The sequence below is a fragment of the Fructobacillus parabroussonetiae genome (assembly GCF_018437265.1).
In the GTDB taxonomy this organism is placed as follows: domain Bacteria; phylum Bacillota; class Bacilli; order Lactobacillales; family Lactobacillaceae; genus Fructobacillus; species Fructobacillus parabroussonetiae.
The window spans coordinates 120,161-137,716 of record NZ_JAAMFL010000006.1 but is presented as its reverse complement, the minus strand read 5'-3'; the positions used below and the strand labels follow the sequence as shown (position 1 = coordinate 137,716).

Sequence of the window (17,556 nt, the reverse complement as noted above, 5' to 3'; positions counted from 1 at the left end):
AGCGCCAAAAGTAGTTGCCGGAACGCTGGCTGCGAGGATAGGACGACGCGATGCCTGTACATAGAACAACAGTTGAACGGATAATCGTTCGGCTGTTGTTTTTTTTGTTCATTTTGTTTAAAATGTAATAAATACTAGATGAAATTCAAGTAGTCTTCTGGTGAAACAGAGGTGATCAGATGGAAATGGAACGCATTAACGATAACACCATTCGGGTAATGGTCGAAAATGACGACTTGAAAGATCGCGGAACGTCAGTTCGCGATCTATTGTCTGACCGGAATAAAATTGAAAATTTCTTTTATAACATTCTCTCCGAATTAGACACGGATGACGATTTTGTCGACAACGAGAAGGTTTCTTTTCAAGTGCTACCAAATCAAAACGGGCTTGAATTATTTATCTCTCGATTAGATGATGAAGAAGCGTTGGGCTCTTTCCTGTCCAACATTACGAAAGAACAAAGTGATCAACCTGGCACCGTTTCGGACGGTTTGGCAGCCATTGATGACCTCTCTCTTGAAAAGAAGCAAGCATTACAAGAGTCCGATTCTTCAAATGTTCGTTCTGAACAGAATCCGGCCGCTGGACGCATTGATGTGATTGTTTTGGATAATTTTGAGTCTCTTCTTTCGCTGACGGCTGTTCTTCAGCAATTTGAAGGGCGGTCTTCGATTTATCGCTACGAAGGGAAGTACTATCTTTCGGTTGATTCTCGTTATCTCGATCAGACAGCCAGCGAACTGAATGCCTTCTTTGCCACTTTAGTTGAATATGGCCGTTTCTCAAAGCGATCGGATTCATTCTTGGCAGAACACGGTGAAGTGCTCTTTTCTGGACAGGCAATCCAGTCAATGAATCGAATTTTTGCAAAAGTGTGATTTTATTCGCGCCCGCTTTTAAAGTCAGGTATAATAGCTATATTATCTTTTATGGAGTGACTTCATGCAGTTATTTAGTTTTATTTCACTGATTTTATTCTTTATCCTTGTTTTTTACGTGGTTTCGCATGTTTCGACGAACCTGTTGGCTCGCCAACGTGCCACGATTTTAAAAGCTCAATCATTCGTTGATCAGGCACATGAATCGAATGGTCAATTGATTGATGTTCGTGAGAAAGAACCTTTTAAGCGTAGCCATTTAAAGGGTGCACGGAACATGCCAATTATGTCCTTTGGACAAGGTAAGTCTGGATTACGAAAAGACCTACCCATCTTTGTCTACGGTGACACTTTGCAGGCAGCGGCTTCTGTTGCCAAGCGCCTGAAAAAAGAAGGGGCTGATAAGTCCAAGGTCTTTTTGATGGCTGGTGGTTATCGTCAATATGTAGCTCGTGCAAAGCGATAATGAGACAAATAAAAAAGAATCGCTTAATCAGCGATTCTTTTTATTTCGTCACGAATTCTTAGAAACGTGATTGGTGCGCTGCCTTTGAACGGCGAACGGCTTGTTTTGAAACCTCTTCGTACTCTTCATCAGCTTGTTGTTGAGGTGCAACGACAGCTTTCTTGTAACCGAATGCGGTTGCGGCTGCTGCGACTGCAGAACCAAGCACACCAGCAATTACGCCAGATTTAAATCCCTTTGCCATGATAATCTCCTTTTCTACTTTCTGTCTATTATCGTTGATTATTGGCTATTTGTAAACGGGTTAACCGGGAAATGAGACAAGATGAATCAGAATAAGCTCGTAGTCATTGCTGGTCCGACCGCATCCGGTAAGACAGCACTTGCCATGGATCTTGCGGATCAATACAATGGCGAAATTGTCTCAGCTGACTCCATGCAAGTTTATCAAAACCTTTCAATTGGGACTGCTAAGGCTGATGCAGAAGAACTGAAAAGAGGACCACAGCATTTAATTGATTTGGTGCCGGAAACGGCGACTTTTTCAGTGGGTGATTTTTTAGTGGCAGCAGACCAGACCATTGCCTCCATTCAACAAAGGGGAAAACTGCCCATTATTGTTGGGGGGACAGGTTTTTATGTTAAGGCCCTTTTGGGACAACAGCAATTAGACTACGCGCCCTCGAACGAAGCGGAAGTAAAGGAAGATGAAAAACGCTCGTTAGAAAATCTTGAAAAGGAATTGCGGGCTGTTGCGCCTGAATCTTTGCTCGAACGCGTTGATTTGAAAAACAAAGCCCGGGTTTTACGTGCGCTACAGATTGCTCGCCACGGTGAAAAAAAGGAGCAGGCGACAAAGACTCGCCCGAGTTATGAAGCCTGTGTTCTTGGCATTGATTGGCCACGGGCTAACTTGTATGAGCGAATTAACCAACGAGTCGATCTCATGATGGAAAAAGGGCTTGAAGCAGAAGCGAGGGGTCTTTACGAAACGGGCGGATTGGCTTTGCAAGCGGGCCGGGGGATTGGTTATAAAGAATTTTATCCCTATTTTGAAGGCAGCAAAACCTTGGCGGAGGTTGTTGACAATGTGAAACAGGATTCTAGGCGATATGCGAAAAGGCAGTTGACCTACTGGCGCCATCAGATTGATGGTTTGGAATGGATTGCGGCAGATGATGCCTTGAAAATCGCAAGTAAGAAGGTTTCGGCCTTTTTAGAAGGAGAATAAAAATGGATTATCAGCAAGCGTTAATTGATTTACGTGATGGGGCAATTGATGAGATTGCGGTGGATCCGGAGAATTTTCCGGCATTTCAAAAGGCATGGTCTTCTTTTCCTTATCAGAATACGGTTCGAGGAATTGCTCACCGGGCTGGAAAAGTCACTTATGTTCGGGCAAAATAGCCTGTTCAAGAAACTGATTTGTGCTACAATATTAGCAAGTAAAGTAAAATTAAAAATGGCCAGCTAGCGGCATGGCCCTAATTGAGAGGCAAGATTGTGGCATTATCTTTTGGACAACATAACGTCGGTATCGACTTGGGAACCAGCAACACATACGTATATGTAGAAGGTAAGGGAATCGTTTTGCGTGAACCTTCCGTTGTGGCCCGTAACACGGAGACAAACGAAATCATCGCCGTTGGCGAAGAAGCGCGCGCCATGCTCGGCCGAACGCCAGCATCAATTGCGGCAATCCGTCCAATGCGTGATGGTGTGATCGCAGACTATGACACAACCGTGGCCATGATTTCGTATTACTTGAAGAAGGCCTTGGGTGGCCGTGTGGGCAAGCCATTCGTCACACTTGGTGTTCCAGCGAAGATTACGGCCGTTGAACGACGTGCCGTGATCGATGCAGCTCGCGTTGCGGGTGCACGTGATGCTTACGTTTTGGAAGAGCCTTTTGCAGCCGCCATCGGTGCTGGTTTGCCCGTTATGGAACCAACTGGTTCGATGGTCGTTGACTTTGGTGGTGGAACGACGGACGTTGCAACGATTTCACTTGGTGGTATCGTTTCTTCCCGTTCGACGCGCTTTGCTGGGGACAAGTTAAACGAAGCGATTATCTCTTTTGTCCGTAACAACTACAACTTGGCCATTGGTGAAACAACGGCTGAACGATTGAAGATTGAGGTTGGAACGGTTTCTTTGCAAGATGCAAAGGGGATTCCTGCTTCAACGGCACGCGGCCGTGATCTGTTGACTGGTTTGCCAAAAACAATTGACGTACAAGCGATTGACGTTGCGCAAGCCATTCAAGATCCAGTTAACGAAGTGGTGAACGCCATTCGCGAGACTTTGGAATCAACGCAACCTGAAATTGCTGCGGACGTGATTGACCACGGAATGGTCTTGACTGGTGGCGGCGCTCAATTGCGCGGTTTGCCCGAAATGATTGAATCCGTTACGAAGGTTTCCGTGATTGTTGCAGAAGATCCGATGGATGCTGTCGTCAAGGGTGTCGGTGAATCATTAAAGTCACTTGAAATCTTGCGTCGCAACTAATTATTTTTAAAAAAGCGTAGCGCTTGCGCTACGCTTTTATTTGTCCGCGCAGAGGGAGTAGTTGAGTATGCGTAAACTTTTTTCATCACGAACCATTGTCCTATTAATGGTCGGCTTCTTAGTGGTTGTCGGCTTGATTGCCGGATCGAATTGGTGGTCGAAAAAAACGAATAATCCGCCTTTTTTCCAACGGGTCGTCAATGATTTGACGGGTGGTGTGGCTAAGGTAATCTCGATTCCAACCAATGCGGTTGGAACCCGTGCAAACTCCTTGGCTAACCTGTTAAATACCTTTTCTGAAAACAAGGCATTAAAAGCCAAAGTCGATGGCTACGCTCAAAATAAAGTGAAGTTGCAGACCGTTGAAGATGAAAACAAGTCGCTGAAAAAACAGCTCGACTTGAAGAACTCGTTGACGGATTATCAAACGATTTCAGCCGTCACTATCTCGCGTTCACCGACGACTTGGAACTCGCAATTAGTCATTGATAAAGGGGCCAAGTCCGGCTTGAAAAAGGGGATGACCGTCCTTGGTGATTCAGGAATCATCGGTTTGGTGACAGAAGTGAACACCGTTAACTCGAAGGTCACACTGATTTCAGATACTTCTGAAGATACAAACCGGATTGCGATTACAGTGAAGGGTGGATCCGGTGATACAAACGGCATCGTGACCGATTATGATGCCGACAAGCAGATGCTGGTCATGAGCTCCGTTTCAAATTCTGCCAACGTCAACCCAGGTGACACGGTGGTTACCTCTGGTCTGGGTGGTTTAGTGCCATCTGGCCTACTCGTTGGAAAGATTTCAGAAGTCACGTCGGATTCTTACGGATTATCAAAGAAAATCTACATCGAACCCGCATCGGATCTTTCAAAGATTTCGACGGTCCTTGTTGCAAAAAGCAGTTTGGAGTCTTAAATGGCAGGTTGGCAATTCATTCGTCTTCAAATCATTTTTCCACTTATTCTCTTGATTCTTTTCCTCGTTGACGGGAATTTGGCATCGTCACTGGGTCTTCTCATGCAAGCGCCCATTCACGCCATCCCAATGCTGACCTTTACTTGGCTTTTTTACGCTGTTCAGTTTGGTATCCAAAAGGAAATTCCTTACTATACTTACGTCGTGATTTTCGGCGTTTTGTTTGATATTTTCTACACGGGAATCTTAGGAACCTATACCCTGGCTTTCTTACTGGCAACGATTGTGATGGATCGTCTTCGCCCTTACTTTGATGAGCGAATGATGTCTGGTTTGTTGCTCTTGTTAATCGGCCAAATCGTTTATTTACTGGTGACTTTTGTTGCTGGCCAATTAATTGGATCGGCGAACCTATCCATGCTTTCCTTTGTGGTTTACCTGGTCTTGCCAACGATGCTCTTTAATTTAGTGACGGCCGCCATTTTCTACTTTCCTTCATGGTCGCTCTTCCAGCGCTTGAGTTAAGCTTGCAAAGTCCTGCAACGACCGTTATAATTAAATCAAGATAAATCGTTGACTAGGCGAGTAACAATGACCTTTCTTTCAGGAAGCTTACGGGAATTGCGAGTAAGTAGGAGCTCATTGTGAAACACTCCTAGGAGTGTGTGTGTGAAATAACAGTAGCTCACATCGGTTGTGCCCGTTACGCGCGCACGTTTGCTTGCAAACGTTTTGAGATTCCACTAGTGATGGTGGAATAACCATGAGGTGGGACCGCGTTAAGACGCCCTCTAAGCATTTATGCTTGGAGGGCTTTTTCTATGGAATTAAAGGGGAGTACAGGATGGAAAACGTAATGACTTTCTTACCCGGAATTTTATCCGGCTTACAAATGACACTGGGTGTTTTCTTCATTACCATTATTGGATCAATTCCGCTTGGTATTTTGGCCTCCTTGGCCATGAAGTCGCCCTATTTTATTGTTCGTTGGTTAGTCAACGGCTACATTTGGATTATGCGTGGTACGCCCTTGTTGCTGCAATTGATCTTCATCTATTATGGCCTGGCGATGGTGGGCGTTCCCTTCGGGCGTTTTGAAGCGGCAGCCTTTGCCTTTATCATCAACTACGCCGCCTACTTGGCTGAAATCTTCCGTGGCGGCTTGCAGTCGGTCCCACAGGGCCAATTCGATGCGGCACAGGTTTTGGGTCTTTCTAAAATGCAGACTTTTTTCAAAGTCATTTTGCCCCAGGTCGTTAAAATCGTCGTGCCATCCTTTGGAAACGAAGTGGTCAACTTGGTGAAGGATACGTCTTTGATTTACGTGATTGGGTTGGGCGACATTCTGCGGGCCGGTTCCATCGCCGCAGCGCGTGATGTCACCCTTGTCCCATACTTACTAGTTGGTGCAGTGTACTTGTTGATGACGGCTGTTGTCACCATCATCTTGCGCGGTAGTGAAAAGCGCTTAAACGTTTGGAGGTAATCATGATTAAAATCGATAATTTATCCAAGCAATACGGGGACAAAGTGATTTTTAACGATCTGTCCCTGACCTTAAATGATGGTGAGATTTTAGCCATTCTTGGCCCTTCCGGTATCGGGAAGACGACTTTGATTAAGACGTTAACGGGCCTTGAAGAAGCGCAAAGTGGTTCCGTTGTGATGGATGGTCAGGAGTTTGCCATTTCGGACCCTCAATTCACCTCTCAAATTGGCCTGATTTTTCAGGACTTTAATCTTTTTCCCCATCTCACGGTTCAAGAAAACATCATGTTAGCACCGCTAACCGTGAAAAAGATGAACAGAACGGATGCTGAAGAAAAGACCAATGATTTATTGGCGAAGCTTGGACTATCCGAACAGGCGACCTTGTATCCTTACCAGCTGTCTGGTGGACAAAAGCAACGTGTTGGGATTGCCCGTGCACTGGCCATGGATCCACAGGTTATCGCCTATGATGAACCAACCTCTGGTCTAGACGAAAAGGCAACCGAACAGGTGGTGGATGTCATGCTGACTTTGAAAAAAGAAGGGGTGTCACAGATTGTCGTTACCCACGACTTGCCATTTGCTGACAAAGTCGCGGATGAGACGTTCGACTTTGAACAAGAGGTTCAGCGATGATTTCAAAGCAAAAGAAAATACTGGTGAATTCGCTGGTGGCCATGGTCTTTTTCGGCCTGTTAGCGCTGGCCGTCTTTGCCATTTTGAAGCCAAGTAACGGTAACGTACAGCCCCGCAATGACACGTGGTCGGAAATCAAGTCCCGTAAAACGATTACCATCGGCCTGGATGACACTTTTGTACCCATGGGCTTTCGAAATAGCTCTGGAAAAATTGTGGGCTTTGACGTCGATTTGGCCGAAAAGGTCTTTTCAAACCTGGGCATTAAGGTGAACTGGCAGCCAATCGATTGGTCGATGAAGGAAACCGAACTAAATACCGGGAACATTGATGCGCTCTGGAACGGTTACACGAAGACTCCCGAGCGGGCCAAGCAGGTCGCCTTTTCAACGACCTACCACCGTGCGCAGTTAGCCCTGGTCGTGAAAAAATCCTCCGGCGTGCGTTCCTTTGAAGGGATGTCTGGAAAGGTCTTAGGCGTCCAAACAGGGTCTTCTGGTGAAACAGCTCTTAATAACCAGCCAAATGTCTTAAAACGGTATATTGCTGGCCAAAAAGCCGTTGGCTACGATACTTTTGACAAAGCCTTTACGGACTTGAATGCCAACCGGATTAACGGTTTGCTGGTTGATGAAGACTACGCCCGTTACTACATTAAGCAACAGGCCAACCCAAACGATTACGACATTCTGACTGGACCATTTGCCATCTCTGATGACGTGGTCGCCTTCCGAAAGGGTGATAAGGGTCTTCAAAAGGCGGTCGATGAACAATTGGCTAAATTAACCAAGAGCGGTTACTTAGCGAACTTGGAAGAACGCTGGTTTGGTAAAAGTAGTCAAAACCTCCGTTAAAATTGATAGCGTCATCAAAGGGTCGTGTCTGGGTGAAAGCCCAACACGACTTTTTTAGCAGAACGAAAGGAAGAGAACATGACAAGCGATGGAAAGGAAGCGTGCCAATCCGTGCTGTTAGAAAGCCAAAAATTTAATCGAAATACGGTGACCCTTGCCTTTGTCCAGAAAGCCAAAGTCGGGGCAGCCAGCAAACGGGCCTTATTGTCATATTTGATGGCGGTCTCTTCCAAACGATACCCAACGCAACAGGCAGTGGCAAAGAAGCTGATGGCTCTCTACGGCGCCTCTTTTTCGGTACGCGTGCAGGCTGTTGGGGACCTGAATCTCTTAATCGTGACCTTGACCTACGTAAAAAAATCGCGTTTGCCTATCGATGCAAACGCCGCTGAGCGGTTCGAACAAGAAGTAATCTCTTTTTTGAACGACATGGTTTTTGATCTTGATTTAAAAGGGCTGCAGGAAGACCAGCAAACCTTGTCTGCGGAGAAGGGCAATTTGCTGCAAGCCATTTTAAACCGACGAGATGACAAAGTCGGACTAGCAGTCGATGAGGCCAGAACACGGCTTTTTCAAGAGCCAGCCTTACAAGCGTCGATTTTAGGTGGCAAAGAGGAAGTTAAGAAGATGACCGTCGACCAATTGGCCCTGGCCTACCGGGAAATGATTGAAGAGGACGAACGGTTATTGTTCGTCCAGGGTGATTGGCAAGAGGCGCAATTAAAGGCTTTGGTCAACAAGTGGCCAAATGGCACAAGGGCGTCGGAACAGCCGGTGCGAGTCAGTTGGCCAGCACTGGTTAAAGGGCCACTCCAATGGATTGAAAACGCCGATTTTTCACAGGCGGTTGTTTTGGCCCACTATCGACTACCAGAAGATCGTGACCTTTTTGCTACCGGCTTGTTGTTAAACGCCCTATTAGGTGCCGGGCCAAGTTCGCTGCTATTTACAGAAATCCGCGAAAAACGCTCGTTGGCCTATCAAATTTCATCGCGCTTTCAATGGGATCTGGGACTTGTCACCGTACTTGCCGAGTGTGCGAACAACAATGCTCGAGCGGTTCTTGACCTGGTGGATGAACAGTTGGCAAAAATTGCTCTTGGAAAAGTCGAGGATGAGATGATTGAACAGGCCAAAAGGACGGTTTTAGCCGCTCGAAAGCGATTGGCCGATGAGCCAGAAGCCGAGACTTTTGAAGCCATGCAGGCAGCGTTGCTACCTGGCATTCCAGCACCTGATGCCCTGGCAAGACGCATCCAATCGGTGACCAAGGGAGAGCTAGCGACTTTGGCAAAAGAATTGCAAAAAATTGACTGCTCTGTAATGGGGCAAGGGGAACACCATGACGACAACGCATTCTAACAGCCCCCTCCGGTGTTTTAAGACGACCGACGGCTTACAAGTCAATGTCATCCAAAAACCCGGCTATCAACAAACCGTAGCGACACTCTCGGTCAAGATGGGCGCTTCGACGGATACCTGGCTGGACGAGTCGGGTAAGCGGCAGAAAATACCTGCGGGGACAGCTCATTTTCTGGAACATAAGCTCTTTGATAAGCCGGATGGGGATGTCTTGATTGACTTTACAAACCTTGGAGCCGATGCCAACGCCTTTACGACCAATGATCAGACTTGTTATTATTTTTCAAGCGATCAACAAGTCGAGGAGGCGCTGGAACTTTTGCTGCATTTTGTTCAAGAACCTTACTTTACTGACCAAACGGTGGCTCGTGAACGAGGGATCATTGAAGAAGAGATTGCAAGTTACCAAGATGATCCCTTTTCGATTCTTTATCAGGGCATTTTAAAAACGGCTTATCCGGCAACGGCTTTGGCAGAGGATGTTGCCGGAACGGCTGCTTCGCTTCAAGCCATCACTCCCTCTTTGCTTTATGCCGTTCATCAGGCCTTTTATCAGCCGGAAAGCCTAACGTTAACCATCGTATCTGCACTCAATTTTGACAGGGTAATGAACTGGGTGAACAGAATTCAGGGGTCTGTTTCGAGTCGAAGGGCTGTTCAACAAGAGAAGCCGATCGCCTATCCGCTTCTGTCAAAGTCGGTCCAGGCTGCAAAAGCAGTGGCGGTTCAGCGACCAAAGTTGGCACTCTTGAAGCCGCTGCCAATTGACAAGGAGATGTCCTTACCAAAACAGCGCTTGCTTGCTGAAATTGCCCTTGACTTGGCCTTTGGTGAGCAAACGGACTGGTACCAGACGCAGTATCAATCCGGACAATTAGGGGATGACTTTGACTACGAGGTGCTCGTCATGGAATCGGCCGCCTTTGTTCTTTTTTTCTCATCGGGGACAACGGATAAGCAAGGGGCGATCATTCAAAAACGATTAAATGATTGGCCAGAAATTTTAAGGGATTCCGCCGAGGACTTTGTCCATTTACAAAAGGCGTTAATTGCTGAGAATTTATTACAGCAAGACCGTTTAGAACAAGTCGCATTAGACGATGATTTAGCCTTGTACGGGGTCTCACTCTTTGATAAAATGAAGATATTAACGAGGTTTGAGCATGCTGATGTTCTTAACTATGCGAAAACAGCCTTGAAACCGGGTCCACTGGCCCAATTTACGTTAAAGAAGTTGAGATAATGGTTGAAAATCTAACGAGTGAAGTACGGCAAGAATTAAAAGACGCCAGGGAACAAAAGGGCTATTCCTTTGAACAACTGGCCGAAATGACAAAGATCCAGCCGAAGTTTTTAAAGGCGATTGAAGAAGATGACCAAGACGTCCTTCCTAGTCCTTTTTACACGCGGGCCTTCGCTAAGAAGTTCGCATCGGCGGTTGGGCTGAACCCGGATGACTTGTTTGGGGAAGTGGACTTTGATCCTTACGTTTCGTCGGATCTTTCCTATGCTCACCGTGATGACGATGGGGTCGTTCGCGCCGCGATTAGTGATTCCGAAACGTTTAAGTCTCGTTTCCGTGGCTGGATTCCAAAGATTTGGCTATTGATTATCGCTTTGGCCATTTTGGCCGTGGCCTGGTTCGTGGTTACCCGTGTTGGAAACAGTGGCAGCAACTCATCAAACGATAACGTGCAAGTTGCTTCCTCTTCTGTTCCTCAGTCATCCTCGATGTCTTCTTCCTCTTCTGCTAATGCGGTGAAGTTGGAAAATCCACAAACCGATACAGCAAACAAGAAGACCACTTATAACGTGGCAAACGCCTTGACGCAGGACCACAAGTTGGTGATGAAGGGGCAAGACGGTGACAGCACTGTCAAAGTCACGGATGGAACCGGCAAGGTTTTGTTCAACAAGACGCTGACAAAGGATTCAGAAGAGACGGTTGATTTGCCGGCCAACACGGCTTCGGTTACGATTGCTGCTGGGCAGGTTAGCCATGTCACGATGACGATTAACAACACGCACGTTGATCTACCAAACTTGCCAACTGGCGCAACGGTTTGGAACGTGCTATTGAACTTTAACAAGTAAGGGGACAAGCATGAATTTGCCTAACAAATTAACGGTTTTTCGGATTTTGCTGATTCCGGTCTTTATGATTTTGCTTTCTTGGCCTGGTCAAGATGAAAGCATCTTTCTGGCCGACCCCAACTTAAATTGGGTGTTGGCAGCGATCGTCTTCGCCGTTGCCTGCTTAACGGACTTTTTGGACGGGCAAATCGCGCGTCGCAAGCATTTGGTAACAAATTTTGGAAAATTCTTTGATCCGTTGGCTGACAAGCTGCTGGTCATGACCGCTTTGATTTATTTAACGGCCTTCTTGCAAGTACCCGCATGGGTGACGACGGTGATTGTCATCCGCGAGTTAGCCGTAACTGGTTTGCGAACATTGGTTGTTGAAAACAACGGAACGGTGTTGGCGGCTGCTTGGCCTGGAAAGATCAAGACTTTCTCACAGATGTTTGCGATCTTCTTCCTTTATTTGAAGGATTGGCCTTTTGCGGGCTTCGGCTTTCCAATTGGTGAAATCTTACTTTATATTGCCGTCTTCTTTACGATCTATTCCGGCATTGACTATTTCTGGCAAAACCGCTCGGTTTTCGCTGACGGACTTTGAGCGCTTTTTTCGTTTAATCATTTAAAGGGGGAAATAAAGCGAACAAATGTTCGAAAAAACTCTTGCATTTTAAAACGGTTATCCGTAAACTATTGGTAGACGATAAGGAGTTTTCATATGGTTGCAAAGAAAACGAGCGATAACAAAAAGGACGGCCGCCAAGCTGCCTTGAACGAAGCGCTCAAGAAAATTGAAAAGAATTTTGGTAAGGGTTCAATCATGACCCTTGGTGATAACCAAACAACGCAAGTTGCCACCTCGCCATCTGGATCCGTGAAGTTGGATGTGGCACTTGGTGTCGGCGGATATCCCAAGGGACGGATTGTCGAAGTGTACGGACCAGAATCATCTGGTAAGACGACGATTGCCCTCCACGCCGTGGCTGAAATTCAAAAAGCTGGTGGGACGGCCGCTTATATCGATGCTGAAAACGCATTGGATGTGAAGTATGCTGAAGCACTGGGTGTTAAGAAGGATGAATTACTTCTTTCACAGCCGGATACTGGTGAACAAGGACTGGAAATTGCCGATGCGCTTGTTCAATCGGGTGCCGTTGACATGGTTGTTGTTGATTCGGTTGCTGCTTTGGTTCCCCGTGTTGAAATTGAAGGTGAGATGGGCGATGCCCACGTCGGCCTTCAAGCACGGTTAATGTCGCAAGCACTTCGTAAGTTGGCTGGTACGTTGAACCGAACGGGAACGATTGCCATCTTTATTAACCAGATCCGTGAAAAGGTCGGGGTGATGTTTGGAAATCCCGAAACAACACCAGGTGGTCGTGCCTTGAAGTTCTACTCAACGGTCCGACTGGAAGTTCGTCGATCAACTCAGATCAAAGACGGGACGGATGTGATGGGAAACTTAACGAAGGTTAAGGTCGTTAAGAACAAGGTTGCGCCGCCATTTAAGGTTGCCGAAGTTGACATCATGTATGGAAAGGGAATCTCTCAAACCGGTGAGATTCTTGATTTGGCTGTTGACCAAGACATTATTGATAAGGCGGGTTCTTGGTATGCCTATCAGGGTGAGCGGATTGGTCAGGGTCGTGAAAAGGCCAAGGAATACCTGGATGACCCAGAACATGCCGAATTACGTGAAGATTTGTATCGACAAGTTCGAAATGCTTATGGCATTGGTGATGAACCAGCCACTGAGGCAGGACCTGGTGAAACGGATGCTGGCAAGCCTGCAGAGGATGATGGTTTAACAGACGAACCAATTATCTAAAAGTTATCAGAATAATTTCCCTTTAAAAAGCGTGTGAAACGCTTTTTTTTGTTATAATGGCCTTGTTCCTTTCTAACCACATTTTTGTTGCGATACAAATACGCTGTTTAGTTATGGAACATTTTTTCTGTTGTTAGTTTATCTTTTGCACACAGTGGGGGAAAAACGCTCATGCAAAGATCGCATCGTGGGGCCGTCATTACGGTTCTTGTCCTCGCTTTCATTACTGGAATCTTAGTGTTTGCCTATCAAACACGTGATAAGAATGGAAGCAATGCGCCAATCACTGCTGTTGGATCAACCGCCTTACAGCCGCTCGTTGAAGCGGCTGGGGAAGACTTTCAAAAGTCTCATCCGGGTATTTCGGTGACGGTTCAAGGTGGTGGTTCTGGAACAGGCCTTTCGCAAATCTCACAAGGTGCTGTTTCACTTGGAAACTCCGATTTGTACGCGGAGGAAAAAAAGGGAATTAAGAGCCAGGATCTGGTCGACCACCGTGTCGCCGTTGTTGGTATCATGCCGATTGTCAATAAGCAGGTTGGGGTGAATAACTTGACTCTTAGCCAATTGACAGACATCTTCACGGGGAAGGTTACCAACTGGAAACAAGTTGGTGGTGCTGACCAGAAGATTGTTTTGGTCAACCGTGCGGCAGGATCTGGTACCCGAGCTGCTTTTGAAAAGTGGGCAATGGGTGGTGCAACCTCAAAGGAAGCACAGGAACAAGATTCTTCTGGAATGGTGAAATCAATTGTTCAAAACACGCCAGGTGCGATTTCTTACGTGGCCTTTGCCTATCAATCTAATGATGTGGCAACCCTGAACGTGAACGGTGTGGCGCCAACGAATGAAAACGTTGAAAATGGTTCTTATCCAATCTGGTCCTATGAACATATTTATACTAAGGGTCAGGCAACCGGTGATACGAAGAAGTTCTTAGCCTACATGAACTCAACTTCTTTCCAGAAGAAGTACGTTGAAAAGCTTGGCTATATTTCCGTGCATAAGATGCAAATTGATCGTGATCGTAACGGTCTTATTACCCGTAAATAAAGGGACAGACTGAACAATGGATTTAATTACTGAAAAAATTAAAAAGACTTCCTTGTCTACTAAGCAGGATCGATTTGGTAAGTTCATTTCGATTTCTGCCCTGATCTTGATTTCTGCCATCGTGGTGTTAATCTTTGCCTTTGTGATTACGCGAGGCATTGCCACCTTTACAACAAACAAGGTATCCGTTACCGACTTTCTCTTCGGGACGAATTGGAATCCAAGCGTTGTTGATAAAAAGACAGGCTTACCAGGTGTTGGTGCACTTCCTTTGATTGTTGGCTCAATGGCTGTGACCTTTTTGGCCGCCATTATTGCAACGCCCTTCGCCATTGGAACTGCCGTCTTCATGACTGAAATTTCTAAAAAGCGGGGTGCTAAAATTATGCAACCCGTTATCGAGCTTTTGGTTGGAATTCCATCCGTTGTCTACGGAGTGATTGGTTTGACCGTCGTCGTGCCAGTGATTCGCTCGATTTTTGGCGGGACTGGACTTGGTATTTTGTCTGGAACAATCGTGCTTTTCGTGATGATTCTACCAACGATTACCTCCATGACGGTGGACACCTTGAAGGGTGTGCCAAGGCATTATCGTGAATCCGCTTTGGCCATTGGGGCAACCCGTTGGCAAATGATCTATAAAGTGGTGTTGCGTGCTGCTATTCCAGGTATCTTAACAGCCATTGTCTTTGGAATGGCCCGTGCCTTTGGTGAGGCTTTGGCAGTTCAAATGGTGATTGGAAACGCAGCCAATATGCCGAACTCCCTTGTTTCACCAGCTGCTACCCTGACTTCTGTTTTGACGATGGGAATTGGTAACACTGTGATGGGCTCCTTGCAAAACAATGTCTTGTGGTCATTAGCCATGATTCTATTGTTGATGTCCCTGATCTTCAATGTCTTAATCCGTATGATTGGACGTAAAGGAGAGATGAAATAATGAACGCAAAGACTGCTGATAAAGTCGCAACGGGTGTCATCTACACCATTGCTGCGTCCGTGGCCTTGGTCTTGATTGCCATGCTGGCCTTTATCCTTGTTCGAGGATTGCCACACCTTTCCTGGCATTTTTTGACTGCGCCAGCCCGTTCCTTTGAAGCGGGTGGGGGAATTGGAATTCAGCTTTTTAATTCCTTCTACCTCCTGATTTTGGCCATGCTAATATCCTTTCCGATTGCGCTTGGCGCGGCCATTTATCTGAATGAATATGCGAAACCAAGCCTCTTTATTAACATTGTGCGAACGGCCATTGAAGTGATGTCATCTCTGCCATCAGTTGTGGTGGGCTTGTTTGGTTTCTTGATCTTCGTGGTGAAGTTTCACCTTGGGTTCTCAATTCTTTCTGGTGCGATTGCCCTAACCATTTTTAACTTACCTATTTTGACTCGTTCGATCGAAACATCCTTGAGTCAAATTCCGAACCTACAACGAGAAGCCGGCGCCGCGCTAGGCTTATCTCGTTTTGAAACGGTGATTCACATTATCTTGCCAGCTTCTGTTCCATCGATTGTTACCGGTGTTGTGATCTCGGCCGGACGTGTCTTTGGTGAAGCGGCGGCTTTGATTTACACAGCGGGTCAGTCTGCACCAGCGCTTAACTTTGCTGATTGGAACCCCTTCAACATGGCGTCACCATTGTCGCCATTCCGTCCTGCTGAAACATTGGCAGTTCACATTTGGAAGATTAATTCCGAAGGAATTATGCCTGATTTGTCAGCTGTTTCGGCTGGTGCTTCCGCGGTCTTGATTATCGTCGTTTTGCTCTTTAATTTTTCTGCAAGACGTTTAGGAACACTTTTGTACAAGAAGTTAACGAATTCGTGAGGTTAACATGACGAATAAAAGTCAAGAATTGAAGCCAGTATCTGAGTTCATCTCCGATACGCGGCCGGAACGCTTTATCTATCAGATGGATAGCGATCGGCACGAAATCGCCCTGTCAACGGAAGATTTACAGGTGTTTTATGGTGATAAGTTAGCCTTGTCTGAAGGCGACCTTTCCTTTGAACGTTATAAAATCACTTCGTTGATTGGTGCTTCGGGTTCTGGAAAGTCAACGTTTTTACGCTCTTTGAACCGAATGAACGACGGTGTGGCCAATGTGACGGGAAAGATTATGTACCGTGGCCTCGACATTAATTCAAAGGACATTGATGTCTATGAAATGCGTCGACACATTGGGATGGTTTTCCAACGCCCCAACCCTTTTGCGAAGTCCATCTACGATAACATTACCTTTCCGCTTACGCGTCGGGGGAAGTATACGAAGGCGGAACTAGACGAGATTGTTGAGACGACTTTGAAACAGGCCGCTTTGTGGGATCAGGTCAAGGATGAATTGAACAAGTCCGCCCTGGCGCTTTCGGGTGGACAGGCGCAGCGTCTCGTGATTGCACGTGCCCTGGCGCTTAAGCCTGATATCTTACTTTTGGACGAACCGTCCTCAGCACTCGACCCAATTTCTTCGGCTAAGTTCGAAGAAACCTTGCTTGAGTTGAAGCAGTATTACACCATTATCATTGTGACGCACAACATGCAGCAGGCGGCTCGTATTTCTGATTACACGGCCTTTTTCCACCAAGGAAAAGTCATTGAGTACGATCTGACACGAAAGATTTTCACTCGCCCAAAGGTCAAGTTGACCGATGATTATATTTCAGGTAATTTTGGATGACAAACGAAAACGACAAAATCTTAGATACGAGTAACGTGAAGCTTTGGTACGGTCAAAAAGAAGCGCTGCACGGCATTGATTTGGCCTTTCCAAAGAAGGGAATCACGGCGCTGATTGGCCCTTCGGGATCTGGAAAATCAACGTATTTACGTGCGTTGAACCGGATGCATGATTTGGAAGATAACATCACGGTGACTGGTTCCTTTAACTTCATGGGCCAAGACATCTACGCGCCGACAACGGATACTGTTGAGCTGCGTAAGAAAATTGGGATGGTTTTCCAACAGCCGAACCCCTTTCCCTTTTCGATTTACGATAACGTTGCCTTTGGCTTGCGCCTTGCCGGTGTAAAAGATAAGGCGGTGCTCGATAAAGCCGTTGAAGAATCGCTGAAGGCTGCTTCAATCTGGGAAGAAGTAAAGGATAGTCTGGGCAAATCAGCCCTTGGCCTCTCTGGTGGTCAGCAGCAGCGTGTGTCCATTGCCCGTGTGTTGGCCACTCAGCCGGATTTGCTCTTGCTCGATGAGCCGACTTCGGCCCTGGATCCGGTTTCAGCGCACAATATTGAGGATACTTTATTGGAGTTGCGTGATCAGTATGCCATGATCATTGTGACGCACTCCTTGTCCCAAGCCTCCCGTATTTCGGATCGAACCGCCTTCTTTATGAATGGTGATTTGGTCGAAGTGGGCGATACGCGAAAGATCTTTATTAATCCTGAAAAGCAAGAAACCGCTGACTACATCTCCGGTCGCTTCGGATAATGGTAATTGTTTAGCCTGTTGGCTTTGATATTTGA

21 protein-coding genes and 1 other annotated feature are annotated in these 17,556 nt (G+C 46.5%); of the genes, 20 read left to right on the top strand and 1 reads right to left on the bottom strand.

The annotated features are described in order from the left end of the window. The first annotated feature begins 179 nt into the window (after positions 1 to 179). Positions 180 to 881, top strand: a complete 702-nt coding sequence (locus G6R30_RS04315; RefSeq protein WP_238476789.1) for an adaptor protein MecA — start codon at positions 180 to 182, stop codon at positions 879 to 881. 64 nt (positions 882 to 945) lie between these two features. Beyond that, positions 946 to 1,347 carry a rhodanese-like domain-containing protein gene (locus G6R30_RS04310; RefSeq protein WP_213821828.1) on the top strand — a complete coding sequence of 134 codons (402 nt, stop codon included), beginning with the start codon at positions 946 to 948 and terminating at the stop codon, positions 1,345 to 1,347. A gap of 58 nt (positions 1,348 to 1,405) precedes the next feature. Here the strand turns inward: G6R30_RS04310 and G6R30_RS04305 are convergent, their stop codons facing one another. Further along, positions 1,406 to 1,591, bottom strand: a complete 186-nt coding sequence (locus G6R30_RS04305; RefSeq protein WP_213821826.1) for a DUF3042 family protein — start codon at positions 1,589 to 1,591, stop codon at positions 1,406 to 1,408. Positions 1,592 to 1,672: 81 nt separating this feature from the next. Here G6R30_RS04305 and miaA point away from each other — a divergent pair, with 81 nt between their 5' ends. The 18 genes from miaA (at position 1,673) to pstB (G6R30_RS04215) (ending at position 17,521) form a co-directional block, all read left to right on the top strand. Further along, positions 1,673 to 2,578, top strand: a complete 906-nt coding sequence (gene miaA / locus G6R30_RS04300; protein WP_213821824.1) for a tRNA (adenosine(37)-N6)-dimethylallyltransferase MiaA — start codon at positions 1,673 to 1,675, stop codon at positions 2,576 to 2,578. 2 nt (positions 2,579 to 2,580) lie between these two features. Beyond that, positions 2,581 to 2,754, top strand: coding sequence for a hypothetical protein (locus tag G6R30_RS04295; RefSeq protein ID WP_213821822.1), 174 nt, complete (start codon positions 2,581 to 2,583; stop codon positions 2,752 to 2,754). 96 nt (positions 2,755 to 2,850) lie between these two features. Next, on the top strand, positions 2,851 to 3,858 hold the full coding sequence (locus tag G6R30_RS04290; protein ID WP_213821820.1) for a rod shape-determining protein: 1,008 nt from the start codon (positions 2,851 to 2,853) through the stop codon (positions 3,856 to 3,858). A 67-nt stretch (positions 3,859 to 3,925) separates the two neighbouring features. Continuing rightward, positions 3,926 to 4,780: a rod shape-determining protein MreC gene (gene mreC, locus G6R30_RS04285; protein WP_213821818.1), complete on the top strand. Its 855-nt coding sequence runs from the start codon at positions 3,926 to 3,928 to the stop codon at positions 4,778 to 4,780. Beyond that, a complete protein-coding gene (mreD, locus tag G6R30_RS04280; RefSeq protein WP_213821817.1) occupies positions 4,781 to 5,305 on the top strand; it encodes a rod shape-determining protein MreD in 525 nt (174 codons plus the stop codon). A 39-nt stretch (positions 5,306 to 5,344) separates the two neighbouring features. After that, positions 5,345 to 5,575 (top strand) — a binding site (T-box leader). A gap of 49 nt (positions 5,576 to 5,624) precedes the next feature. Then, the gene (locus G6R30_RS04275) at positions 5,625 to 6,266 is read left to right on the top strand and encodes an amino acid ABC transporter permease (protein ID WP_213821816.1); all 642 of its coding nucleotides are present in this window, start codon (positions 5,625 to 5,627) and stop codon (positions 6,264 to 6,266) included. Between the two features lie 2 nt (positions 6,267 to 6,268). Then, entirely contained in the window at positions 6,269 to 6,907 is a 639-nt protein-coding gene (locus G6R30_RS04270; protein WP_213821815.1) for an amino acid ABC transporter ATP-binding protein, read from the top strand. Next, positions 6,904 to 7,761 (top strand): amino acid ABC transporter substrate-binding protein, encoded by an 858-nt coding sequence (locus G6R30_RS04265; protein ID WP_213821814.1) that lies wholly within the window; start codon positions 6,904 to 6,906, stop codon positions 7,759 to 7,761. Before G6R30_RS04270 ends, G6R30_RS04265 begins: the two co-directional genes overlap by 4 nt. A gap of 78 nt (positions 7,762 to 7,839) precedes the next feature. Next, positions 7,840 to 9,123: a M16 family metallopeptidase gene (locus tag G6R30_RS04260; protein WP_213821813.1), complete on the top strand. Its 1,284-nt coding sequence runs from the start codon at positions 7,840 to 7,842 to the stop codon at positions 9,121 to 9,123. Further along, positions 9,104 to 10,366, top strand: a complete 1,263-nt coding sequence (gene yfmH, locus G6R30_RS04255) for an EF-P 5-aminopentanol modification-associated protein YfmH (protein WP_213821812.1) — start codon at positions 9,104 to 9,106, stop codon at positions 10,364 to 10,366. The genes G6R30_RS04260 and yfmH overlap by 20 nt, the downstream gene beginning before the upstream one ends. Next, positions 10,366 to 11,217 (top strand): helix-turn-helix domain-containing protein, encoded by an 852-nt coding sequence (locus G6R30_RS04250; RefSeq protein ID WP_213821810.1) that lies wholly within the window; start codon positions 10,366 to 10,368, stop codon positions 11,215 to 11,217. Before yfmH ends, G6R30_RS04250 begins: the two co-directional genes overlap by 1 nt. A gap of 10 nt (positions 11,218 to 11,227) precedes the next feature. Then, complete coding sequence (gene pgsA / locus G6R30_RS04245; protein WP_213821808.1) at positions 11,228 to 11,803, top strand: CDP-diacylglycerol--glycerol-3-phosphate 3-phosphatidyltransferase; 576 nt, start codon at positions 11,228 to 11,230, stop codon at positions 11,801 to 11,803. A gap of 117 nt (positions 11,804 to 11,920) precedes the next feature. Then, positions 11,921 to 13,030, top strand: a complete 1,110-nt coding sequence (gene recA / locus G6R30_RS04240; protein WP_213821805.1) for a recombinase RecA — start codon at positions 11,921 to 11,923, stop codon at positions 13,028 to 13,030. 171 nt (positions 13,031 to 13,201) lie between these two features. Then, positions 13,202 to 14,083, top strand: a complete 882-nt coding sequence (locus G6R30_RS04235; protein ID WP_213821803.1) for a phosphate ABC transporter substrate-binding protein PstS family protein — start codon at positions 13,202 to 13,204, stop codon at positions 14,081 to 14,083. A gap of 16 nt (positions 14,084 to 14,099) precedes the next feature. Beyond that, entirely contained in the window at positions 14,100 to 15,023 is a 924-nt protein-coding gene (gene pstC, locus G6R30_RS04230) for a phosphate ABC transporter permease subunit PstC (protein ID WP_213821801.1), read from the top strand. Then, on the top strand, positions 15,023 to 15,907 hold the full coding sequence (gene pstA / locus G6R30_RS04225) for a phosphate ABC transporter permease PstA (protein WP_213821799.1): 885 nt from the start codon (positions 15,023 to 15,025) through the stop codon (positions 15,905 to 15,907). Before pstC ends, pstA begins: the two co-directional genes overlap by 1 nt. Before the next feature lie 7 nt (positions 15,908 to 15,914). Further along, positions 15,915 to 16,757 carry a phosphate ABC transporter ATP-binding protein PstB gene (gene pstB / locus G6R30_RS04220; RefSeq protein ID WP_213821797.1) on the top strand — a complete coding sequence of 281 codons (843 nt, stop codon included), beginning with the start codon at positions 15,915 to 15,917 and terminating at the stop codon, positions 16,755 to 16,757. Next, positions 16,754 to 17,521 (top strand): phosphate ABC transporter ATP-binding protein PstB, encoded by a 768-nt coding sequence (gene pstB / locus G6R30_RS04215; protein ID WP_213821795.1) that lies wholly within the window; start codon positions 16,754 to 16,756, stop codon positions 17,519 to 17,521. The genes pstB (G6R30_RS04220) and pstB (G6R30_RS04215) overlap by 4 nt, the downstream gene beginning before the upstream one ends. Positions 17,522 to 17,556 lie beyond the last annotated feature (35 nt).

Excerpts from the sequence above, each read along its gene's own strand:
- pstB (WP_213821795.1), top strand. The coding sequence starts at position 16,754 with ATGACAAACGAAAACGACAAAATCTTAGATACGAGTAACGTGAAGCTT.
- recA (WP_213821805.1), top strand. The coding sequence starts at position 11,921 with ATGGTTGCAAAGAAAACGAGCGATAACAAAAAGGACGGCCGCCAAGCT.
- G6R30_RS04265 (WP_213821814.1), top strand. The coding sequence starts at position 6,904 with ATGATTTCAAAGCAAAAGAAAATACTGGTGAATTCGCTGGTGGCCATG.
- mreC (WP_213821818.1), top strand. The coding sequence starts at position 3,926 with ATGCGTAAACTTTTTTCATCACGAACCATTGTCCTATTAATGGTCGGC.
- G6R30_RS04305 (WP_213821826.1), bottom strand. The coding sequence starts at position 1,591 with ATGGCAAAGGGATTTAAATCTGGCGTAATTGCTGGTGTGCTTGGTTCT.
- mreD (WP_213821817.1), top strand. The coding sequence starts at position 4,781 with ATGGCAGGTTGGCAATTCATTCGTCTTCAAATCATTTTTCCACTTATT.
- G6R30_RS04315 (WP_238476789.1), top strand. The coding sequence starts at position 180 with ATGGAAATGGAACGCATTAACGATAACACCATTCGGGTAATGGTCGAA.
- G6R30_RS04310 (WP_213821828.1), top strand. The coding sequence starts at position 946 with ATGCAGTTATTTAGTTTTATTTCACTGATTTTATTCTTTATCCTTGTT.
- pstC (WP_213821801.1), top strand. The coding sequence starts at position 14,100 with ATGGATTTAATTACTGAAAAAATTAAAAAGACTTCCTTGTCTACTAAG.
- pstA (WP_213821799.1), top strand. The coding sequence starts at position 15,023 with ATGAACGCAAAGACTGCTGATAAAGTCGCAACGGGTGTCATCTACACC.
- miaA (WP_213821824.1), top strand. The coding sequence starts at position 1,673 with ATGAATCAGAATAAGCTCGTAGTCATTGCTGGTCCGACCGCATCCGGT.
- G6R30_RS04275 (WP_213821816.1), top strand. The coding sequence starts at position 5,625 with ATGGAAAACGTAATGACTTTCTTACCCGGAATTTTATCCGGCTTACAA.
- G6R30_RS04260 (WP_213821813.1), top strand. The coding sequence starts at position 7,840 with ATGACAAGCGATGGAAAGGAAGCGTGCCAATCCGTGCTGTTAGAAAGC.
- G6R30_RS04270 (WP_213821815.1), top strand. The coding sequence starts at position 6,269 with ATGATTAAAATCGATAATTTATCCAAGCAATACGGGGACAAAGTGATT.
- yfmH (WP_213821812.1), top strand. The coding sequence starts at position 9,104 with ATGACGACAACGCATTCTAACAGCCCCCTCCGGTGTTTTAAGACGACC.
- pgsA (WP_213821808.1), top strand. The coding sequence starts at position 11,228 with ATGAATTTGCCTAACAAATTAACGGTTTTTCGGATTTTGCTGATTCCG.
- pstB (WP_213821797.1), top strand. The coding sequence starts at position 15,915 with ATGACGAATAAAAGTCAAGAATTGAAGCCAGTATCTGAGTTCATCTCC.
- G6R30_RS04235 (WP_213821803.1), top strand. The coding sequence starts at position 13,202 with ATGCAAAGATCGCATCGTGGGGCCGTCATTACGGTTCTTGTCCTCGCT.
- G6R30_RS04250 (WP_213821810.1), top strand. The coding sequence starts at position 10,366 with ATGGTTGAAAATCTAACGAGTGAAGTACGGCAAGAATTAAAAGACGCC.
- G6R30_RS04295 (WP_213821822.1), top strand. The coding sequence starts at position 2,581 with ATGGATTATCAGCAAGCGTTAATTGATTTACGTGATGGGGCAATTGAT.